Genomic DNA, 19,869 nt, shown 5'->3' with positions numbered 1-19,869 from the left:
GATAGTATTGGCCTTCCATGAAAATGCATAACGATGTTTTCTGACACAGTTGGTGAACTCAACTCACATACCCCGAGCAAGCGGATGCCGTCGCTGCAGGCCTTGCGTTGCTTCGAAGCGGCCGCCCGGCGGGAGAACTTCAGCAAGGCGGCAGAAGAGTTGCACCTGACCCATGGCGCCATCAGCCGGGCCGTGCGCCTGCTGGAAGACGATCTGGGCGTGACCCTGTTTGACCGCCGCAGTCGCCGCGTCTTCCTGACCGAGGCGGGCCGCCACCTGGCCCAGGCCGTGCACGAAGGCCTGGAGCGCATGCGCCAGGCCACGCAGGAGTTGCGCTCGCGCGCGCAGCAGGCGCGCCGTTGGGTGCTGTCCTGCGAGCCCACCTTGCTCATGCGCTGGCTGATCCCGCGCTGGCCCCAGTTCCAGGAACAGCACCCGGAGTTGCAGCTGCACCTGATGGCGGGCGGCGGGCCTTTCTCTTTCGCGGACGGCATCGATCTGGCCATACGACGCGATGACTTCTCTCCGCCAGCGGGCTGTCATGCGGAGACCCTGTTTGCCGAGCGCATAGGCCCGGTCTGCCGGCCCGAGCGGCTGGCGCAGTGGTGCACGCGCTCCGACGAGGGGCATGCCACCGGGCTGCGCCCGGAGGCACCCTTGCTGCAAAGCCGCACCCGCCCGGGGGCCTGGTCCACCTGGGCAGAGCACAGCGGCCAGCCGCCGCCGTCGGGATCCCAGCTGCAGTTCGACCATTTCTATTTCAGCCTGCAGGCCGCCGTGGCAGGCATGGGACTGGCCATCGGACCCTGGCAACTGGTGCGCGACGACGTCGCCAACGGCGTGCTGGCAGCGCCCATGGGCTTTGTCGAGGACGGTTCGCGCTACTGCCTGCTGTCCCCCGCTCCGCCCACGCCAGATGGCGTGCACGACCAATTGCTGCAGTGGCTGCGCGCCCAGGCCTGAACAGGTCTGCCCCCTTTGCCGTGCCTGTGTCTGGACCGGTGTTCGGACTGATGTCTGTGTCCTTGTCTGCATCTCCCAAAGCAGAAAGGCAGCCGAAGCTGCCTTTCTGTTCTTGCCTGGCCTGAACGCCCGGCCTTGCGCTTACTTGCGCTGCGGCGGCAGGTCCGTGCAGGAGCCGTGCGCCACCTCGGCCGCCATGCCCAGGCTTTCGCCCAGCGTGGGGTGGGGGTGGATGGTCTTGCCGATGTCCACGGCGTCGGCACCCATTTCGATGGCCAGCGCAATCTCGCCGATCATGTCGCCCGCATGCGTGCCGACGATGCCGCCACCCAGGATGCGGCCATGGCCGTGCGCCTCGGGGCTGTCGTCGAACAGCAGCTTGGTGACGCCTTCGTCGCGGCCATTGGCAATGGCGCGGCCCGAAGCCGTCCAGGGGAAGACACCCTTCTTGACCTTGATGCCCTGGGCCTTGGCCTGGTCCTCGGTCAGGCCCACCCACGCCACTTCCGGGTCGGTGTAGGCCACGCTGGGGATCACGCGGGCGTTGAAGGCGCTGGCAGCCAGCTCCTTGTTGCCCTGCAGTTCACCGGCGATGACTTCGGCGGCCACATGGGCCTCGTGCACGGCCTTGTGCGCCAGCATGGGCTGGCCCACCACGTCGCCGATGGCGAAGATGTGGGGCACATTGGTGCGCATCTGGATATCGACTTCGATGAAGCCGCGGTCCGTGACGGCCACGCCGGCCTTCTCGGCAGCGATCTTCTTGCCGTTGGGCGTGCGGCCCACGGCCTGCAGCACCAGGTCGTAGACCTGGGGCTCGGGCACGGTGACGCCGTCCTTGGCAGGCGCAAAGCTGACCTTGATGCCTTCGGGCGTGGCTTCGGCACCCACGGTCTTGGTGTTGACCATGATGTTGTCGAAGCGCGGCGCGTTCATCTTCTGCCAGACCTTGACCAGGTCGCGGTCGGCGCCCTGCATGAGGCCGTCCATCATCTCCACCACGTCCAGGCGTGCGCCCAGCGTGGAGTAGACGGTGCCCATTTCCAGGCCGATGATGCCGCCGCCCAGAATCAGCATGCGCTTGGGCACGCTGGCCAGGTCCAGCGCGCCGGTGGAGTCCACCACGCGCGGGTCCTTGGGCATGAAGGGCAGGTGCACGGCCTGGCTGCCGGCGGCAATGATGGCGCGCTTGAACTGCACGATCTTCTTGCTGCCGGTCTTTTCCTGGCCATCGCCCGTGGTCTCTTCCACTTCCAGGTGGTTGGCGCCGACGAAATTGCCGTAGCCGCGCACCACGGTGACCTTGCGCATCTTGGCCATCTGGCCCAGGCCGCCGGTCAGCTTGCCGATGACCTTGTCCTTGTGCCCGCGCAGCTGGTCGATGTTGACCTCGGGCGCGCCGAACTTGACGCCGGCCACCTCCAGATGCTTGACCTCGTCCACCACGGCGGCCACGTGCAGCAGCGCCTTGGACGGGATGCAGCCCACGTTCAGGCAGACGCCGCCCAGGCTCTTGTAGCGCTCGACGATGACCACATTCAGGCCCAGATCGGCCGCACGGAAGGCTGCCGAGTAGCCGCCAGGACCGCCGCCGAGCACGACCACGTCGCAGTCGTAATCGGCCGCGCCACCGGCGTAGCTGGCTGCGGCCGGAGCGGGAGCCGATGCTGCGGGCGCTGCAGCGGCAGGCGCTGGAGCCGCCGCTGCAGGGGCCGGTGCTGCCGCCTGGGGTGCGGCGGCCGCTTCGCCAGCGGCCTCCAGCGTCAGGATCAGACCGCCTTCGGCGATCTTGTCGCCGATCTTGACCTTGAGCTCCTTGACCACGCCGGCATGGCTGGAGGGGATCTCCATGGAGGCCTTGTCGGACTCCACGGTGATCAGGGACTGGTCCTTGGCGACGGTGTCACCGGGCTGGACCAGCAGTTCGATCACACCCACTTCGGCGAAGTCGCCGATGTCGGGCACCTTGATGTCGATGATTGCCATGTGTCGGGCCTCCGTTTACAGCAGGATGCGGCGGTAGTCCGCCAGCACTTGGCCCAGGAAGGCATTGAAGCGCGCGGCCGAGGCACCGTCGATGACACGGTGGTCATAGGACAGCGACAGCGGCAGCGTCAGGCGCGGCACGAATTGCTTGCCATCCCACACCGGCTTCATCTGGCCCTTGGACAGGCCGAGGATGGCCACTTCAGGGGCGTTGATGATGGGGGTGAAGTTCGTGCCACCGATGCCGCCCAGCGACGAGATCGAGAAGCAGCCGCCCTGCATGTCGGCAGCGCCGAGCTTGCCGTCGCGGGCCTTCTTGGCCAGCTCGCCCATTTCCTGGCTGATCTGCAGGATGCCCTTCTTGTCGGCATCGCGCAGCACGGGGACCACCAGGCCGTTGGGCGTGTCGGCGGCAAAGCCGACGTGGAAGTACTGCTTGTAGACCAGGGTATCGCCGTCCAGCGAGGCATTGAACTCGGGGAACTTCTTGAGGGCCGCAACCACCGCCTTGATCACGAAGGCCAGCATGGTCACCTTGACGCCGCTCTTCTCGTTCTCCTTGTTGGTGGAGACACGGAAGGCTTCCAGGTCGGTGATGTCGGCCTCGTCATTGTTGGTGACGTGCGGGATCATGACCCAGTTGCGCGACAGGTTGGCGCCGCTGATCTTCTTGATGCGCGACAGGTCCTTGCGCTCGACCGGGCCGAACTTGGCGAAGTCCACCTTGGGCCAGGGCAGCAGGTCCAGACCTGCGCCGCCGCCGGAGCCACCCTTGGGAGCGGTCGCGGCCTGGGCCTTGGTCTGCACGGCACCCGCCATGACGGACTTGGTGAAAGCCTGGATGTCGTCGGCCGTGATGCGGCCCTTGTTGCCCGAGCCCTTGACCTCGTCCAGCGGCACACCCAGCTCGCGGGCGAACTTGCGTACCGAGGGCGACGCGTGGGGCAGCTTGCCCGTGGGCGCCACGGTGGGGTTGTGCGCAGGTGCAGTGGCGGGAGCCGATGCAGCAGCGGCAGACACCGGAGCTGCAGCGGCCGGGGCAGCAGTTGCCGGTGCAGGGGCTGCTGCAGCAGGTGCCGGGGCCGCAGCCTGGGCTGCAGGTGCGGCAGCGCCCTGCACGCTCATCTGGCCGACCACGTCGCCCACGTTGACCGTGTCACCGATCTTGAGCGTCAGCGCCGTGATGGTGCCGGCCGCTGGCGACGGGATTTCCATCGAGGCCTTGTCGGATTCGACGGTGAACAGCGATTGCTCGGCCGTCACGGTGTCGCCGACCTTGACCAGCATCTCGATCACGGCCACGTCCTTGAAGTCGCCAATGTCGGGAATCTTGATGTCGATCTGCGTGGCGGCGCCCGAGGCCGCAGGCGCGGCAGCGGGAGCAGCGGCCGGTGCAGGCGCAGCCACCGGGGCCGGGGCTGCAGCGGCGGGGGCCGGTGCGGCGGCTGCAGGTGCCGGGGCAGCGGCTTCCGCCGACTCGACCACGGCAATGATGCTGCCCTGCTTGACCTTGTCGCCCATGTTGACGCGCAGCTCCTTGAGCACGCCAGCGTGGCTGGAGGGGATCTCCATGGAGGCCTTGTCGGACTCCACTGTGATCAGCGATTGCTCGGCCTTGATCTGATCGCCGGCCTTGACCAGCACTTCGATCACAGCAACTTCGTCGAAATCACCGATATCGGGGACTTGAATTTCTACCAATGCCATATGTGTCTCCCGTTCTTACTCAAGCGTGCAGCGGGTTGATCTTGTCGGCCTTGATGCCGTACTTGGCGATCGCTTCGGCCACGGTGGTGGCGTTGATCTTGCCTTCTTCGGCCAGCGCGCGCAGTGCGGCAACCACGATGTAGTGGCGATCCACTTCGAAGTGCTCGCGCAGCTTGCGGCGGAAGTCCGAGCGGCCGAAGCCGTCGGTGCCCAGCACCTTGTAGGTGCGGCCCTTGGGCATGTAGGGGCGGATCTGCTCGGCGTAGGCCTTCATGTAGTCGGTGGATGCGATCACCGGGCCATTGTGCGACTGCAGCTGCTGCGTGACGAAGGGCACCTTCTGGGTGTCCAGCGGATGCAGCAGGTTCCAGCGGTCGGCCTCCTGACCGTCGCGGGTGAGCTCGTTGAAGCTCGGGCAGCTCCACACGTCGGCGGCAATGCCCCAGTCGGCCAGCAGCAGTTCCTGGGCGAAGAAGGATTCGCGCAGGATGGTGCCCGATCCCAGCAGTTGCACGCGCAGGCCGCTTTCCGGCACCTTCTGGCCGGGCTTGCACAGGTACATGCCCTTGATGATCTGCTGCTCGGTGCCGGGCGTGAGGCCGGGCATGGCGTAGTTCTCGTTGAGCAGCGTGATGTAGTAGAAGACGTTTTCCTGGTTCTGCACCATGCGGCGCAGGCCGTCCTGCATGATCACGGCGACTTCGTGGGCGAAGGTCGGGTCGTAGCTCACGCAGTTGGGAATGGTGTTGGCCAGGATGTGGCTGTGGCCGTCTTCGTGCTGCAGGCCTTCGCCGTTCAGCGTGGTGCGGCCCGAAGTGCCGCCCAGCAGGAAACCGCGCGCCTGCATGTCGCCGGCCGCCCAGGCCAGGTCACCGATGCGCTGGAAGCCGAACATCGAGTAGTACACGTAGAACGGGATCATGATCCGGTTGCTCGTGCTGTAGCTCGTGGCTGCCGCGATCCAGCTGCTCATGCCGCCGGCTTCGTTGATGCCTTCCTGCAGGATCTGGCCGGCCTTGTCCTCGCGGTAGTACATCACCTGGTCCTTGTCGACCGGGGTGTACTGCTGTCCAGCGGGGTTGTAGATGCCGATCTGGCGGAACAGGCCTTCCATGCCGAAGGTACGTGCCTCGTCCACCAGGATGGGTACGACGCGCGGGCCGATTTCCTTGTCGCGCAGCAGCTGCGTGAGGAAGCGCACATAGGCCTGGGTGGTCGAGATCTCACGGCCTTCGGGCGTGGCTTCAAGGATGGCCTTGAAGGTATCCAGCGCAGGCGCCGTGAATTGCTCGCTGGCCTTCACGCGGCGGTGCGGCAGGTAGCCGCCCAGGGCCTTGCGGCGCTCGTGCAGGTAGCGCATTTCCGGAGTGTCGTCGGCCGGCTTGTAGAAAGGCAGGTCGGCGATCTGGCTGTCGGGAATGGGAATGTTGAAACGGTCGCGGAAGGCCTTGATGTCCTCGTCGCCCAGCTTCTTGGTCTGGTGAACGGTGTTCTTGCCTTCACCGATCTTGCCCATGCCGAAGCCCTTGACGGTCTTGACCAGCAGCACGGTGGGCTGGCCCTTGTGCGAATTGGCAGCATGGAAGGCAGCGTAGACCTTCTGCGAATCGTGGCCGCCACGGCGCAGGTTCCAGATCTCGTCGTCGCTCATGTGCTCGACCATCTTCAGCGCGCGCGGATCGCGGCCGAAGAAGTTCTTGCGCACGTAGGCGCCGTCATTGGCCTTGAACGACTGGTAGTCGCCGTCGTTGCACTCGGCCATGATCTTCTTGAGCACGCCGTCCTTGTCCTTGGCCAGCAGCTCGTCCCAGCCCTTGCCCCACAGCAGCTTGATGACGTTCCAGCCGGAGCCGCGGAACTCGCCCTCGAGTTCCTGGATGATCTTGCCGTTGCCGCGCACCGGGCCGTCCAGGCGCTGCAGGTTGCAGTTGATCACGAAGATCAGGTTGTCCAGCTTTTCACGTGCGGCCAGCGAGATCGCGCCCAGCGACTCGACCTCGTCCATTTCGCCATCGCCGCAGAACACCCAGACCTTGCGGCTTTCGGTGTCGGCAATGCCACGGGCATGCAGGTACTTGAGGAAGCGTGCCTGGTAGATGGCCATCAGCGGGCCCAGGCCCATGGACACCGTGGGGAACTGCCAGAACTCGGGCATCAGCTTGGGGTGCGGGTAGCTGGACAGGCCCTTGCCGTCCACTTCCTGGCGGAAGTTCAGCAGCTGCTCTTCCGAGATGCGGCCTTCCAGGTAGGCGCGGGCGTAGATGCCGGGCGAGACGTGGCCCTGGATGTACAGGCAGTCGCCGCCGTGGTTCTCGTTTTCGGCGTGCCAGAAATGGTTGAAGCCGGCCGCGAACATATTGGCCAGCGAAGCGAAGGAGCCGATGTGGCCGCCCAGGTCACCGCCTTCGGGCGGGTGCAGGCGGTTGGCCTTGACCACCATGGCCATGGCGTTCCAGCGCATGTAGGCGCGCAGACGGCCTTCGATTTCCAGGTTGCCGGGACAGCGGGCTTCCTGCGAGGTCTCGATGGTGTTCACATAGCCGGTGTTGGCCGAGAAAGGCATGTCCACGCTGTTCTGGCGTGCGTGTTCGAGCAGGTCCTCGATCAGCTTGTGCGCGTATTCGGCGCCTTCACGGTCGATGACGGCCGACAGGGCGTCCATCCATTCGCGCGATTCTTGTTGGTCCAGGCCGGCGGGAACGCCTGCATTGCCTTGCGGGTCAGTCTGAGCTGTCATGGGAATGTCTCCTTGCAGAAGGTAGCGTCTTGGGGTCGAACCAGTGAGCGGCGCGGCGCGCCAACGCAGGCGGGTAGTTCACCACGCCTTGCGCGGCACAGACCCTGTCTGGCGAACTTGAAAATACCGATTCACTGCCTCAATGCTCGGCGAGTGTCGCATACTTTTTTCGAATTTCAAATGGTGCTTTTTGATTTCATAATTTGAAATTTTGCTGCAAACGCACATACAGTGAAGACCCCAAAGAACGTCGCCCAAGCGCCTCCGTGGCGACTCCAATACTCCTTAAAAACAGTCAGACTCTCCCCTACACTGGGCGCATGCAATCCTCCCCTTCCGAGCACGGCACACACAGCCCTGCCCCCATGGCAGGCGTGGCCGCGCCAGTGCGCTGGTGGCGCAGCTGGTGGCGCAGTCTTTCCCCCACGCGCCAGGACCGCTTCGCGGCGCTCGCCCCCCTCGCGGCCGTACTGATGTTCATGGCGGCCATCGTGGCCTCCTTCTGGTACCTGCGCATGGAGGAGATAGACCGCGAGAAGGAAGCGCTGCACCGCGACGTGGAATATGCCCAGCAACGCGTGCGCCTGCGCCTGCTGGAGCGCCAGGAGCAACTGATGCGCATGGCGCGCGACATCGGCAACCACGACCTGGGCGAGTCCGACTTCGCCAGCCGCGCCGAAGCACTCATCAGCCAGTACCCGGAACTGCAGTCCATCACCTGGATCGATGCACAGCGGCGCATCCTGGCCAGCCAGTCCGCCCCCACCGTCAGCAGCGAGCAGCTGCGCATCCCGCGTGAAGTGCTGCGCGCCGGAGACGCGCTGGAGGCCTACCAGCTCGCGCGTGAGATGCAGCAACCCATCTACGTGCAGGGACTGGCCCACAAGGGGGAAGCCGCGCCGCTGCTGCAACTGCATGTGCCGCTGGCACAGGACGGCCGCTACATCGGCGAGCTGCTGGGCGAGTACTCCATCGACAGCCTGCTGCGCTATGGAACACCCACCGAAATCATGGCCCGCTACGCCATGACCATGCTCGACAGCCGGGGCCAGGTGCTGGCTGGCACGCCGCTGACACCGCGCAAGCAGACCGCCACCGAACTGCTGCGCTGGCGCACCGTTGCCAACGAGGACGAGGCACCCGTCGCCCCCGTCGGCAACAGCCTGGTGCTGCGTGCCCAGGCCTATCGCACCTCGCTGGGCGTGGTCGGCAGCGGCCTGTTCTGGCTGGTGGGCACGCTCAGTGCGATGACGGCATGGCTGCTGCTGGCCACCTGGCGCCACACGCGCCGCCGCCAGCGCGCCCAGGAGGCCCTGGTCGCAGAGACCAACTTCCGCCGCGCCATGGAAAACTCCGTGCTCACCGGCATGCGCGCGCTGGACCTGCAAGGCCGCATCACCTATGTGAATGCCGCCTTCTGCCAGATGACGGGCTGGAGCGAGTCAGAGCTGGTCGGCCAGATGCCGCCCTATTCCTACTGGCCCGACAACGACTACGACAACCTGCACTCCAAGCTGCGCGAAGAGCTTTCGGGAAAGACCATCGTCGGCGGCTTCCAGGTGCGCGTGCAGCGCAAGAACGGCACGCAGTTCGATGCGCGCCTGTATGTCTCGCCGCTGATCGACGCCCATGGCCAGCACACGGGCTGGATGTCGTCCATGACCGACATCACCGAGCCCAACCGCATCCGCGAGCAGCTGTCTGCCTCCTATGAGCGCTTCACCATCGTGCTGGAGGCGCTGGACGCCTCGGTGTCCGTCGCCCCGCTGGGCAGCGCCGAGCTGCTGTTCGCCAACAAGCTGTACCGGCAATGGTTCGGCTCGCAGACCGATGGCCACCTGCAGCTCGTCGCCCAGGCCGGCGTGCTGCCCGTGCGCTCGCAGCCGCAAGGCATGGACGACGAGGACGGCCTCATGGGCCTGCCCACCGACTCGCTGACCAGCGCACGCAGCGAAAACGCCGAGATCTACCTGCCGGAACTGGGCAAATGGCTGGAAGTGCGATCGCGCTACCTGAGCTGGGTGGATGGCCGTCTGGCCCAGATGGTGATCGCCACCGACATCACGCCGCGCCGTCTGGCCGAGGAGCAGGCCGATCGTCAGGCCGAGCACGCCCAGTCCGTCAGCCGCCTGATCACCATGGGCGAGATGGCCTCCAGCGTCGCCCATGAGCTCAACCAGCCGCTGACCGCCATCAGCAACTACTGCAGCGGCATGCTCACCCGGCTTGAAAAGGGCACGTTGACCGAAGAGCAGATGAAGTTCGCGCTGGAGAAAACCGCCCACCAGGCGCAGCGCGCGGGGCAGATCATTTTGCGCATACGCTCCTTCGTCAAGCGCAGCGAGCCCAACCGCACCCTGGCCCAGGTCACCGACATGGTCAGCGAGGCCGTGGAACTGGCCGGGATCGAGCTGCGCCGCCGCAATGTGCAGCTGACCTACCACGTGGCCGAGCGCATGCCGGCCATCATGGCCGACACCATCCTCATCGAGCAGGTGCTGGTCAACCTCATGAAGAACGGCGCCGAATCCATCGAGCAATCGGGCCGCCCCAGCCACCAGCGCAATGTGGAACTGCGCGTGGTGCCGCGCACCATCGAGGACCAGCGCGTCATCGAATTCAACGTGCAAGACACCGGCAAGGGCCTGCCGCCCGAGGTGCTGGAACGCCTCTTCGAGGCCTTCTTCACCACCAAGAGCGAAGGCATGGGCATGGGGCTGAATCTGTGCCGCAGCATTGTCGAGTCCCACCAGGGCCGGATGCGTGCCGAGAACCTCTACAATGGTTCCGAGGTTGTCGGCTGCCGGTTTTCATTCTGGCTGCCGCTGGCCCCGCCGGGCGACGCGACAACGCCGGCAGCGACCATTGAACCCACAACAAGGACGATTGCATGAGCTTGATCCCGAAAAAAGGCACTGTGTACGTAGTTGATGACGACGAAGCGGTTCGTGATTCGTTGCAATGGTTGTTGGAGGGCAAGGACTATCGTGTGCGCTGCTTCGACTCGGCCGAGACCTTCCTCTCGCGCTACGACCCACGCGAGATCGCCTGCCTCATCGTCGACATCCGCATGGGCGGCATGACGGGCCTGGAACTGCAGGACCGCCTGATCGAACGCAAGTCCCCCCTGCCCATCGTCTTCATCACCGGCCACGGCGACGTGCCCATGGCGGTGAACACCATGAAGAAGGGCGCACTGGACTTCATTCAGAAGCCGTTCAACGAAGAGGAACTGCTCAACCTGGTCGAGCGCATGCTGGACCATGCCCGCGAAGCCTTTGCCGGCCACCAGCAGGCCGCCAGCCGCGATGCGCTGCTGGCCAAGCTGACCAGCCGTGAAGCCCAGGTGCTGGAGCGCATCGTCGCCGGCCGGCTGAACAAGCAGATCGCCGACGATCTTGGCATCAGCATCAAGACGGTGGAGGCGCACCGCGCCAACATCATGGAAAAGCTCAACGCCAACACCGTGGCCGATCTGCTCAAGATCGCCCTGGGCCAGGGCCAGACCGCTGCAGCGGCCAAGGCAGCCGTCGCCGGATAAGCCCAGACACCACCGCTTTTTTTCAAAGAGCTGCTAGCGCTTGATCAACAAGCCCTAGCAGCATTTTTATTGGTATTCACTGCAATGACAGCCCAACTCATCGACGGCAACGCCCTCTCCCGCCAACTGCGTGCCGAAGTCGCCCAGCGCGCCACCGCCCTGAAGGCCCGCGGCACCACGCCAGGCCTGGCCGTGGTCCTGGTCGGCGACAACCCTGCCTCCCAGGTCTATGTGCGCAACAAGGTCAAGGCCTGCGAGGACGCGGGCTTTCATTCGGTGCTGGAGAAGTACGATGCCTCGATGACCGAGGCTGAACTGCTGGCCCGCGTCGAGGCGCTGAACAACGACCCCAGCATCCACGGCATCCTGGTCCAGCTGCCGCTGCCCGCACACATCGACGACCACAAGGTCATCGAGACCATTTCGCCGCTCAAGGACGTGGATGGCTTTCACGTGGCCAGTGCAGGCGCGCTGATGGTGGGTGAAGTCGGCTTCAAGGCCTGCACCCCCTACGGCTGCATGAAGATGCTCGAATCCATCGGCATGAAGGACCTGCGCGGCAAGCACGCCGTGGTCATCGGCCGCTCCAACATCGTCGGCAAGCCCATGGCCATGATGCTGCTGGCCGCCAATGCCACCGTCACCATCTGCCACAGCGGCACAGCCGATCTCGCCGCCATGACGCGCCAGGCCGACATCGTGGTCGCCGCCGTCGGCAAGCGCAACGTGCTGACGGCCGACATGTGCAAGCCCGGTGCCGTGGTCATCGACGTGGGCATGAATCGCAACGACGAAGGCAAGCTCTGCGGCGACGTGGACTTTGACGGCGTCAAGGAAGTGGCCGGCTTCATCACGCCCGTACCCGGCGGTGTCGGCCCCATGACGATTACCATGCTGCTGGTCAACACCATGGAGGCGGCCGAGCGCGCCGCCGGCTGACCAGGAGCTGACAAGCATCGGGCGGCTCCCCGGGGAGCCGCTTGATTTCAATGCACCCGACGGCATCTGACACGCATGAGCAATCCCCTCCTCGAATCCTCCGACCTGCCCCTGTTCGATCGCATACGCCCTGCCGATGTCGGCCCGGCCATCGATATCCTGCTGACCGGGGCCGCAGAGGCCCTGGAGACCGTCACGGCACCCGACTTTCCGGCACGCTGGGATTCGATCTCGGCCGTGCTCGATGTCGCCACCGAGAAGCTGGGAACGGCCTGGGGCGCTGTCAGCCACCTCAACAGCGTGGCCGATACGCCCGAGCTGCGCGCCGCCTACAACGAGTCCCTGCCCAAGGTCACCGAATTCTGGACGCGTCTGGGTGCCGACGAGCGCCTGTACGCCAAGTACAAGGCCATTGACCCAGCCACGCTCAATGTCGAGCAGCGTGCGGCCTGGGACCATGCCATGCGCAACTTCGTGCTCTCCGGCGCCGAGCTGCGGGGCGAGGACAAGCTGCGCTTTGCCAAGATCCAGGAACGCTCGGCCGAACTGACGCAGAAGTTCAGCGAGAACGCGCTCGACGCCACCGATGCATTCGCCTACTACGCCACGGCCGAAGAGCTGGACGGCGTGCCGCAGGATGTGCGCCAGGCAGCCCGCTCCGCCGCCGAGGCCGAAGGCAAGCAAGGCTTCAAGCTCACGCTGAAGATGCCCTGCTATCTGCCCGTGATGCAGTTCGCGGCCAGCAGTGCGCTGCGCGAGAAGCTCTACCGCGCCTATGTGACACGCGCTTCCGACCAGGCCGAGGGCGATGCCATCCGCTTCGACAACACGGCCAACATCTCGGAGATCCTGGCCCTGCGCAAGGAAGAGGCGCAGTTGCTGGGTTACCGCAATTTCGGCGAGATTTCGCTGGTTCCCAAGATGGCGCATTCACCACAGCAGGTGATCGACTTTCTGCGCGATCTCGCGCACCGGGCCCGCCCCTATGCCGAGAAGGATGTCGCCGACCTGCGCGCCTTCGCACGCGATGAACTGGGCCTGGCCGATCCCCAGCCCTGGGACTGGGCCTATGTCTCCGAAAAGCTCAAGGAGGCGCGCTATGCCTTCAGCGAGCAGGAGGTCAAGCAGTACTTCCCTGCGCCCAAGGTGCTGGCCGGCCTGTTCAAGATCGTCGAGACGCTGTTCGACGTGGCCATCCGCCGCGACGCGGCGCCGGTCTGGAATCCCGCCGTCGAGTTCTACCGCATCGAGCGCAGCACGCCGCAAGGCCCCGAGCTGGTCGGCCAGTTCTACCTGGACCAGCCGGCGCGATCGGGCAAGCGTGGCGGCGCCTGGATGGACGATGTGCGTACCCGCTGGCTGCGCCCCGACAACCACAGGCTGCAGACTCCGGTCGCTCATCTGGTCTGCAACTTTGCCACCGGCGTTGACGGCAAGCCGGCCCTGCTCACGCACGATGACGTGATCACGCTGTTCCATGAAACGGGCCACGGCCTGCACCACATGCTGACCCAGGTCAACGAGCGCGACGTCTCGGGCATCGCGGGCGTGGAATGGGATGCCGTGGAGCTGCCAAGCCAGTTCATGGAGAACTTCTGCTGGGAATGGGAAGTGCTCAAGCACATGACCGCCCACGTGGACAGCGGCGAGCCGCTGCCGCGCGCCCTGTACGACAAGATGATCGCAGCCAAGAACTTCCAGTCGGGCATGCAGACGCTGCGCCAGATCGAGTTCTCGCTGTTCGACATGCTGCTGCATACCGAGCACGATCCGAAGGCAGACATCATGCCGCTGCTGGCCCGCGTGCGCGCCGAGGTGGCCGTGCTGCCGTCGACTCCTTACAGCCGCTCGGCCCACACCTTCAGCCACATCTTTGCAGGCGGCTATGCAGCCGGCTACTACAGCTACAAGTGGGCTGAAGTCCTCTCGGCAGATGCCTATGCGGCCTTCGAGGAAACCATGCTGGCCGATGGAACCCCCAACCCCGAAACAGGCCGCCGCTACCGTGAGGCGATTCTGGAGGCCGGAGGGGCACGCCCAGCCATGGAGTCGTTCAAGGCCTTCCGTGGCCGCGAACCCCAGCTGGATGCGCTGTTGCGCCACCAGGGCATGGCCCAGGCCTGAGAGCCCGGTCCCAGGTCTGCAGCGCCCCGACGGGGCGCTTTTTCCTGGCCCGGCCACCCCATCGGATGCGCGCAGCCACATCCTGTGGCTCCAGAAGATGGCCCAGGATGAATGGCACGCTATGCTTGCAGGCACTCCTGTGCGGGCATCCATCCGACGAGTGGTGGCCCCCGGCACGAAACCCTTCTTCCGAAACCGAGATCGTCCATGCAGTCTTCTCCCAGCCTTGGCCGCGGCGCCCTGCGCCACCTGATGCCATGCCTCGCCCTCGCCTGCCTTGCCGCCGCACTGCCGGCCGGTGCGCAGCAGGTCTACCGTATCGTCGGGCCCGATGGAAAAGTCACCTTCTCGGACCGCCCGGCCCAAAGCGCCCAGCAGCAGGCAGCGCCTGCCGCCGCTGCCGCCCCGTCAGTCGCGGCTGCCGCTGACAGCAATGCCTCCCTGCCCTATGCGCTGCGCCAGATCGCAGGCCGCTTTCCGGTGACGCTGTACACCTCGTCCGACTGCGCGCCCTGCGACAGCGCGCGCCAGTTGCTCCAATCCAGAGGCATTCCCTATGCCGAACGCCTGGTGCAGACCGAGGCGGACGCCGCTGCCCTGCAAAAGCTCAGCGGCCAGAACAGCCTGCCGTTTGCCACCGTTGGCAAGCAGTTCCTGAGCGGCTTCTCGTCCAGCGAATGGACCCAATACCTGGATGCCGCAGGCTATCCTGCGACCTCGCAACTGCCGGCCCAGTACAAGCGGCCATCGGCACAGCCATTGACCACGCCTACGCCCGCTGCATCGGCGACGGCATCGGCGCCCGCAGCAGCACCCGCCGCTGCCGAGGACCCGGGCAGCCGGCGCACCCCCATGCCCGCCCCAACGCCTGGTGCACGCACCAACGACAACCCCGCAGGCCTGAGCTTCTAGGCAAGCGCCTGCCGCAATCAGGAGCCCGACAGTGGATTCCATGCTGTCCGATGTGGTCTGGACCATGGCAAGGCTTGCCACGCTTGTCGGCCTGCCCGCGCTCATCGCGTGGACCCTGGTTGCAAGGCCTTCATGGCGCGAGCCTTTCAGGCTGGCCAGCCTGGCGCTGGTGCCTTGCCTGATCACGCTGTGGTTCATGCATGACGGAGGCCTGGGCAATGGCCTCAACCGTCTGGCTTACTACATGGCGACGGCTGCGTTCCTTGCCGTCTACACGGGGCTGGCGGCCATCGCCTTGCTCATGCAGCGCCACAAAAAACAGCGCGCGCAAGCTTCGTTGCGCGCGCTGTGCCTGGGTGCATTGGCCCTGCTCGCGTGGATCACAGGCGCCGTGGCGTTCGAGAGCCTCGGCTAGCCGAGGCCGGAGGGCCTTCACTCAATAGTTGAGCGTCTGCACGCCCTCGGGCGTGCCCAGCAGGCAGACCGATGCCTTCTGGTGCGCAAACACTCCCACGGTCACCACGCCAGGCCATTGGTTGACGTCGGACTCGAAGGCCAGCGGCTCGGCGATTTTCAGGCCACGCACATCAAGAATGTGCTGGCCGTTGTCCGTCACCAGGGGTACGCCGTCCTTCATGCGGATCTCGGCGCGGCCACCCATGGCCTTGAAGCGGTTCGCAATCTGGGCAGCCGCCATGGGAATCACCTCCACAGGCAGCGGAAAGTCTCCGAGTACCTCGACGCGCTTGGAGGCATCGGCAATGCACACAAAGCGCTCGGCCAGCGCAGCGACGATCTTCTCGCGCGTCAGCGCGGCGCCGCCGCCCTTGACCATGTAGCCGCGGCCGTCGATCTCGTCGGCTCCGTCGATGTAGACCGACAAGCTGGCGACTTCGTTGGCATCCAGCACCTTGATGCCCAGCGCCTTCAGGCGCTCGGTGCTGGCCACAGAGCTGGACACGGCGCCCGGGATCTGGTCCTTGATGGTGGCCAGTGCATCGATGAACTTGTTGACCGTGGAGCCGGTGCCAACGCCGACGATTTCGCCGGGCACCACATAGGCCAGAGCGGCTTGCCCGACCAGGGCTTTGAGTTCATCTTGGGAAAAAGAGGCAGCAGATGTCGTCATGAGGGAAAATCCAGGTAATCCTTTGATTATCCCCATGTCTCTGATCCCCTACGCCCTGACCCGTCCCTTTCTCTTCGGCATGGACCCCGAATCCGCCCACGATCTCACGATGAACTTGATGGCAAAGGGGCAGAACACGCTCCTGCAGCAGGCGTGGGCACAGCCCATGGTGAGTGACCCTATCGAACTGGCTGGCCTCAAGTTCCCCAACCGCGTGGGCATGGCAGCGGGTCTGGACAAGAATGCACGCTGCATCGACGCGCTGGCCGCCATGGGCTTCGGCTTCGTCGAGGTGGGCACCGTGACGCCCCGCCCGCAACCGGGCAACCCCAAGCCGCGCATGTTCCGCATTCCCGAACGCAATGCGCTGATCAACCGCCTGGGCTTCAACAACGAAGGCCTGGATGCCTTCCTGAACAACGTCAAGCGCTCGCAGGCCCGCGCCCAGGGCAAACCCATGCTGCTGGGGCTGAACATCGGCAAGAACGCCACCACTCCCATCGAAGACGCCACCAGCGACTACCTCAAGGCGCTGGACGGCGTGTACCCGCATGCCGACTACGTGACGGTGAACATCAGCTCACCCAACACCAAGAACCTGCGTGCCCTGCAAAGCGACGAAGCGCTGGACGCCCTGCTGGGTGCGATTGCCGAGCGCCGTGAGCAGTTGGCCACGCAGCATGGCAAGCGGGTGCCGGTGTTCGTGAAGATTGCACCCGACCTGGATGAAGAGCAGGTCGGCGTCATCGCCGCCACACTGCAGCGCCATGGCATGGATGGTGTGATCGCCACCAACACCACGATCAGCCGGGAAGCCGTCAAGGGCCTGCCCCACGCGCAGGAAACGGGCGGCCTGTCCGGTGCGCCGGTGCTGGAGGCCAGCAACCAGGTCATCCGCCAGCTGCGCTCCGCCCTGGGCAGCCGCTACCCCATCATCGGCGTGGGCGGCATTCTCAGCGGCGAAGATGCCGTCAGCAAAATCCGCGCAGGCGCCGACGTGGTCCAGATCTACAGCGGCCTGATCTACCGAGGCCCTGCTCTGGTGCCCGAGACCGCACGCGCCATAGCCCAGCTGCGTTGAGGCCCGTGCCAGACAGGTGGCTGCCTGGCGTTTCGAGCCAAGGCAGCTGAGTCAAAACACCACACAGCCAGTGCTGGCGCACTGAACGCAGAACGCGAAAACGCCCGGCATGCCGGGCGTTTTCTTTGGGAGAGAAGCAGGCTTCTCGGCCCTCAACCCCTGCGCTGCTGCCAGCGCAGGATCAGGGGCATGACGGTGGTGCCGAATCGCAGCAGCTTGCGCGGGCCCACCATCAGCGCGGCACCGGCCGCCACGGCCACGGCCACGGGATGCAGGCGCGCAAAGGTGATGGCACGCTCCACCAGCGGTGCATCGGGCTGCACATGGGTGGCAGAGCGGCTCAATGCCCGGGCCTGGGCCACGGCCGCAGAGCGCGCCTTGAGGCGCTCGCGCTGCTGGGCAATGCGTTGCATCACCTGCTGCTGCTCAACGGTGGATGTGACCCAGAGCTCCGCATTGGGCCCCGTGGGCGCGGGCGGCGTGACAGCGTTGCGGGACGGGGAAGCGTTGGAAGCATCGACCATGGCTACAGCCTCTTCTTCAGCGCCTGCCAGTCCTGGCTCAGCTCGTTGCGGGTAAGGATGAAGGGGCGGGCCAGGCGGCGCACGGCAGCAAGCAATTGCCACAGGGCGATGGCCCAGACCGCCAGCCAGCCACCGCCCACCAGCCAGCCCACCAGCACGCGGTGCTCAGTGTCCCAGAACTGCACAAGCAAGGCCACCGACAGCGTGAGCATGACCACGACGCTGAGTCCAGCAAGCGCAATCAGCAACACGACCACCGTCTGCATGCTGCGCTTGTGCTCGGCCCATTCAAGCCGCGCGAGGTCCGTCCGGTCTTCTGCTGCAATGGCCAGCTCGATCACGGAAGCGCGCCAGCGCGCCACACAGGCATCCAAACCCAGAAGGGAAATCCAATTCACAGGCATCCTTTTCTGGTCAGGCATGCCGCTGATCAGCGACGACCCAGCAGGAAGCCCAGCAAGGCGCCCATGGCAAGGGCAGCGCCTGCGACGCGCCAGGGCTCATCGTGGGCGTAGCGATCGGCAGCGTAGGCGGCATCCTTGGCCTGCCGGGCCGCTTCCTGCGCCGCACGCACGGCGGACTCGCGCACATTGGACATGCCATCATCGATACGCTGGCGCAGCATATGGATTTCCGGCACGGCATCCAGCTCCTTGGCAGACAGCAGACCACGCAGGTCGCCGACCAGTTTTTCAAGATCGGCTTGTGCGGTGGAGACGGTGTCAGTGATCGATTTCGTCATGATGAGCCTTTCTATTGAGGTGAAAACAAATACAGCGGGGAGCAGGCAATCATGTCGCCCGATACCTGTCACGCAACATGGGCAAGGCCCTTGTTACATGCAAGCATCTTATCCAATTGTTCCGGGGCTTCCGGGAAGCGATGGGGCCTGAGCCTTGTCAGACAAGGCCTGCCGTGGCCGTGTATCGTGAACCGGCAGATCCTCAGGCCAGCAATTGCGCCACGTGCGCGCCGATGGCCAGGCAGCTGGTCAATCCCGGTGACTCGATGCCCAGCAGCTGCACCACGCCCGCAACGCCGTGGGCCTGAGGCCCCTGAATCACGAAGTCTGCGGCGGCCTCACCGGGGCCGCTGATTTTGGGGCGGATGCCGGCGTAGCCGGGCACCAGCGCGCCATCGGCCAGACCCGGCCAATACCGGCGGATCTCTGCGTAGAAGGCGTCGGCGCGCACGGGATCGACCTGCAGATCACCTGGGCTCTCGACCCACTGCACATCGGGGCCGAACTTGGCCTGGCCACCCATGTCCAGCGTGAGATGCACGCCCAGGCCCGCCGCCTCGGGCACGGGATAGATCAGGCGCGAGAACGGTGCCCGCCCGGACAGCGTGAAATAGTTGCCCTTGGCATAGAAGGCCTGCGGAACAAACTGCCGCGGAAACCCCTGCAAACGGGCCGCCAGCAATGGCGCATGAAGACCTGCCGCATTGACCAGGGTGCGGGCCGTCAGTTCCGTCCCATCGGCCGTGCGCAGCCACACGCCGCCTGGATGGATGGCTGCCTCCTGCACCTCGGCATGGCAGACCACCATGCCGCCTGCGTTTTCTAGATCGCCCTGCATAGCCAGCATCAGTGCGTGGCTGTCGATGATGCCGGTGCTGGGGGAGTGCAGCGCCGCCGCACAGTGCAGCGCGGGCTCCATGGCACGTGCCTCGGCGCCTTCAAGCCAGCGCAGATCGTGGACGCCATTGGCTTCGGCCTTGCGTGCAATGGCCTGGAGCTGGCCGCGCTGCGCCTCATCCGTTGCCACGATGAGCTTGCCGCAGCGCTGATGGGCAATGCCGCGTTCACCGCAGTAGGCGTAGAGACGCTGCCGGCCTTCGACGCACAAACGGGCTTTCAACGAACCTTCGGGATAGTAGATACCGGCATGGATGACCTCGCTGTTGCGCGAGCTGGTGCCCGTGCCAATGGCTTCAGCCGCCTCCAGCACCATGACCTCCCTGCCCTGCAACGCCAGCGCCCTGGCCACCGCCAGCCCCACCACGCCCGCACCCACCACCACGCAATCGACCTGTTCGCTCATCTTGTCTGCCCTTTCGCCGTCCAGCAGCCGATTATCAGACGGCGTCAGACACGAATGCGCCACAGATCATCTGGACGCATTGGAATTTCCAGGGCCTGAAAACCATGCACCGAGCGGAAATGAAAAAGCCCTCCTGAACAGATTTCAGGAGGGCTTGATTGGTGGGTGATACATGGATCGA

At 65.3% G+C, this 19,869-nt stretch carries 16 protein-coding genes; 8 read left to right on the top strand and 8 right to left on the bottom strand.

All coding sequences use genetic code 11. From position 1 onward, the window contains the following. Positions 1–33 precede the first annotated feature (33 nt). Positions 34–963, top strand: coding sequence for a LysR family transcriptional regulator (locus KDK82_RS08520; protein ID WP_088164549.1), 930 nt, complete (start codon positions 34–36; stop codon positions 961–963). Positions 964–1,104: 141 nt separating this feature from the next. On the opposite strand, the gene lpdA is transcribed toward KDK82_RS08520, so the two are convergent. Genes lpdA through aceE form a run of 3 tightly spaced genes read right to left on the bottom strand, consistent with a single transcriptional unit; the run spans position 1,105 to position 7,393 of the window. Further along, positions 1,105–2,949: a dihydrolipoyl dehydrogenase gene (gene lpdA / locus KDK82_RS08515; protein ID WP_043820503.1), complete on the bottom strand. Its 1,845-nt coding sequence runs from the start codon at positions 2,947–2,949 to the stop codon at positions 1,105–1,107. 15 nt (positions 2,950–2,964) lie between these two features. Beyond that, on the bottom strand, positions 2,965–4,656 hold the full coding sequence (gene aceF / locus KDK82_RS08510) for a dihydrolipoyllysine-residue acetyltransferase (protein WP_088164548.1): 1,692 nt from the start codon (positions 4,654–4,656) through the stop codon (positions 2,965–2,967). Between the two features lie 19 nt (positions 4,657–4,675). Continuing rightward, on the bottom strand, positions 4,676–7,393 hold the full coding sequence (aceE, locus tag KDK82_RS08505; RefSeq protein ID WP_088164547.1) for a pyruvate dehydrogenase (acetyl-transferring), homodimeric type: 2,718 nt from the start codon (positions 7,391–7,393) through the stop codon (positions 4,676–4,678). Between the two features lie 320 nt (positions 7,394–7,713). Between aceE and KDK82_RS08500 the strand changes: the two genes are divergently transcribed. The 6 genes from KDK82_RS08500 to KDK82_RS08475 all read left to right on the top strand — a co-directional run bounded on the left by KDK82_RS08500 (position 7,714) and on the right by KDK82_RS08475 (position 15,324). Further along, positions 7,714–10,287 (top strand): PAS domain-containing sensor histidine kinase, encoded by a 2,574-nt coding sequence (locus KDK82_RS08500; RefSeq protein WP_012205806.1) that lies wholly within the window; start codon positions 7,714–7,716, stop codon positions 10,285–10,287. Further along, entirely contained in the window at positions 10,284–10,934 is a 651-nt protein-coding gene (locus KDK82_RS08495) for a response regulator transcription factor (protein ID WP_012205807.1), read from the top strand. Before KDK82_RS08500 ends, KDK82_RS08495 begins: the two co-directional genes overlap by 4 nt. A gap of 84 nt (positions 10,935–11,018) precedes the next feature. Beyond that, positions 11,019–11,873 carry a bifunctional methylenetetrahydrofolate dehydrogenase/methenyltetrahydrofolate cyclohydrolase FolD gene (gene folD / locus KDK82_RS08490; protein WP_012205808.1) on the top strand — a complete coding sequence of 285 codons (855 nt, stop codon included), beginning with the start codon at positions 11,019–11,021 and terminating at the stop codon, positions 11,871–11,873. Between the two features lie 75 nt (positions 11,874–11,948). After that, positions 11,949–13,997 carry a M3 family metallopeptidase gene (locus KDK82_RS08485; protein WP_034394199.1) on the top strand — a complete coding sequence of 683 codons (2,049 nt, stop codon included), beginning with the start codon at positions 11,949–11,951 and terminating at the stop codon, positions 13,995–13,997. Between the two features lie 207 nt (positions 13,998–14,204). Then, entirely contained in the window at positions 14,205–14,909 is a 705-nt protein-coding gene (locus KDK82_RS08480; RefSeq protein WP_088164546.1) for a glutaredoxin family protein, read from the top strand. Positions 14,910–14,949: 40 nt separating this feature from the next. Next, positions 14,950–15,324 carry a hypothetical protein gene (locus KDK82_RS08475; protein ID WP_232240371.1) on the top strand — a complete coding sequence of 125 codons (375 nt, stop codon included), beginning with the start codon at positions 14,950–14,952 and terminating at the stop codon, positions 15,322–15,324. 21 nt (positions 15,325–15,345) lie between these two features. Here KDK82_RS08475 and rpiA read toward each other — a convergent pair whose 3' ends face one another. Next, on the bottom strand, positions 15,346–16,038 hold the full coding sequence (gene rpiA / locus KDK82_RS08470; RefSeq protein ID WP_013802217.1) for a ribose-5-phosphate isomerase RpiA: 693 nt from the start codon (positions 16,036–16,038) through the stop codon (positions 15,346–15,348). 34 nt (positions 16,039–16,072) lie between these two features. Here rpiA and KDK82_RS08465 point away from each other — a divergent pair, with 34 nt between their 5' ends. Continuing rightward, on the top strand, positions 16,073–17,119 hold the full coding sequence (locus KDK82_RS08465; RefSeq protein WP_088164545.1) for a quinone-dependent dihydroorotate dehydrogenase: 1,047 nt from the start codon (positions 16,073–16,075) through the stop codon (positions 17,117–17,119). A gap of 152 nt (positions 17,120–17,271) precedes the next feature. On the opposite strand, the gene KDK82_RS08460 is transcribed toward KDK82_RS08465, so the two are convergent. From KDK82_RS08460 to KDK82_RS08445, 4 genes are all read right to left on the bottom strand, one after another. After that, a complete protein-coding gene (locus KDK82_RS08460) occupies positions 17,272–17,643 on the bottom strand; it encodes a hypothetical protein (RefSeq protein WP_043820518.1) in 372 nt (123 codons plus the stop codon). Positions 17,644–17,645: 2 nt separating this feature from the next. Continuing rightward, positions 17,646–18,065: a phage holin family protein gene (locus tag KDK82_RS08455; protein ID WP_088164544.1), complete on the bottom strand. Its 420-nt coding sequence runs from the start codon at positions 18,063–18,065 to the stop codon at positions 17,646–17,648. Between the two features lie 8 nt (positions 18,066–18,073). Then, complete coding sequence (locus tag KDK82_RS08450; RefSeq protein ID WP_012205816.1) at positions 18,074–18,385, bottom strand: DUF883 domain-containing protein; 312 nt, start codon at positions 18,383–18,385, stop codon at positions 18,074–18,076. A gap of 202 nt (positions 18,386–18,587) precedes the next feature. After that, the gene (locus KDK82_RS08445; protein ID WP_088164543.1) at positions 18,588–19,688 is read right to left on the bottom strand and encodes an NAD(P)/FAD-dependent oxidoreductase; all 1,101 of its coding nucleotides are present in this window, start codon (positions 19,686–19,688) and stop codon (positions 18,588–18,590) included. Positions 19,689–19,869: the final 181 nt, after the last annotated feature.

The organism is Delftia sp. K82, assembly GCF_002193035.1.
Taxonomy (GTDB): Bacteria; Pseudomonadota; Gammaproteobacteria; order Burkholderiales; family Burkholderiaceae_C; genus Comamonas; species Comamonas acidovorans.
Note: the sequence above shows the minus strand (reverse complement) of the source record. Positions and strands in the feature narration are given on the sequence as shown.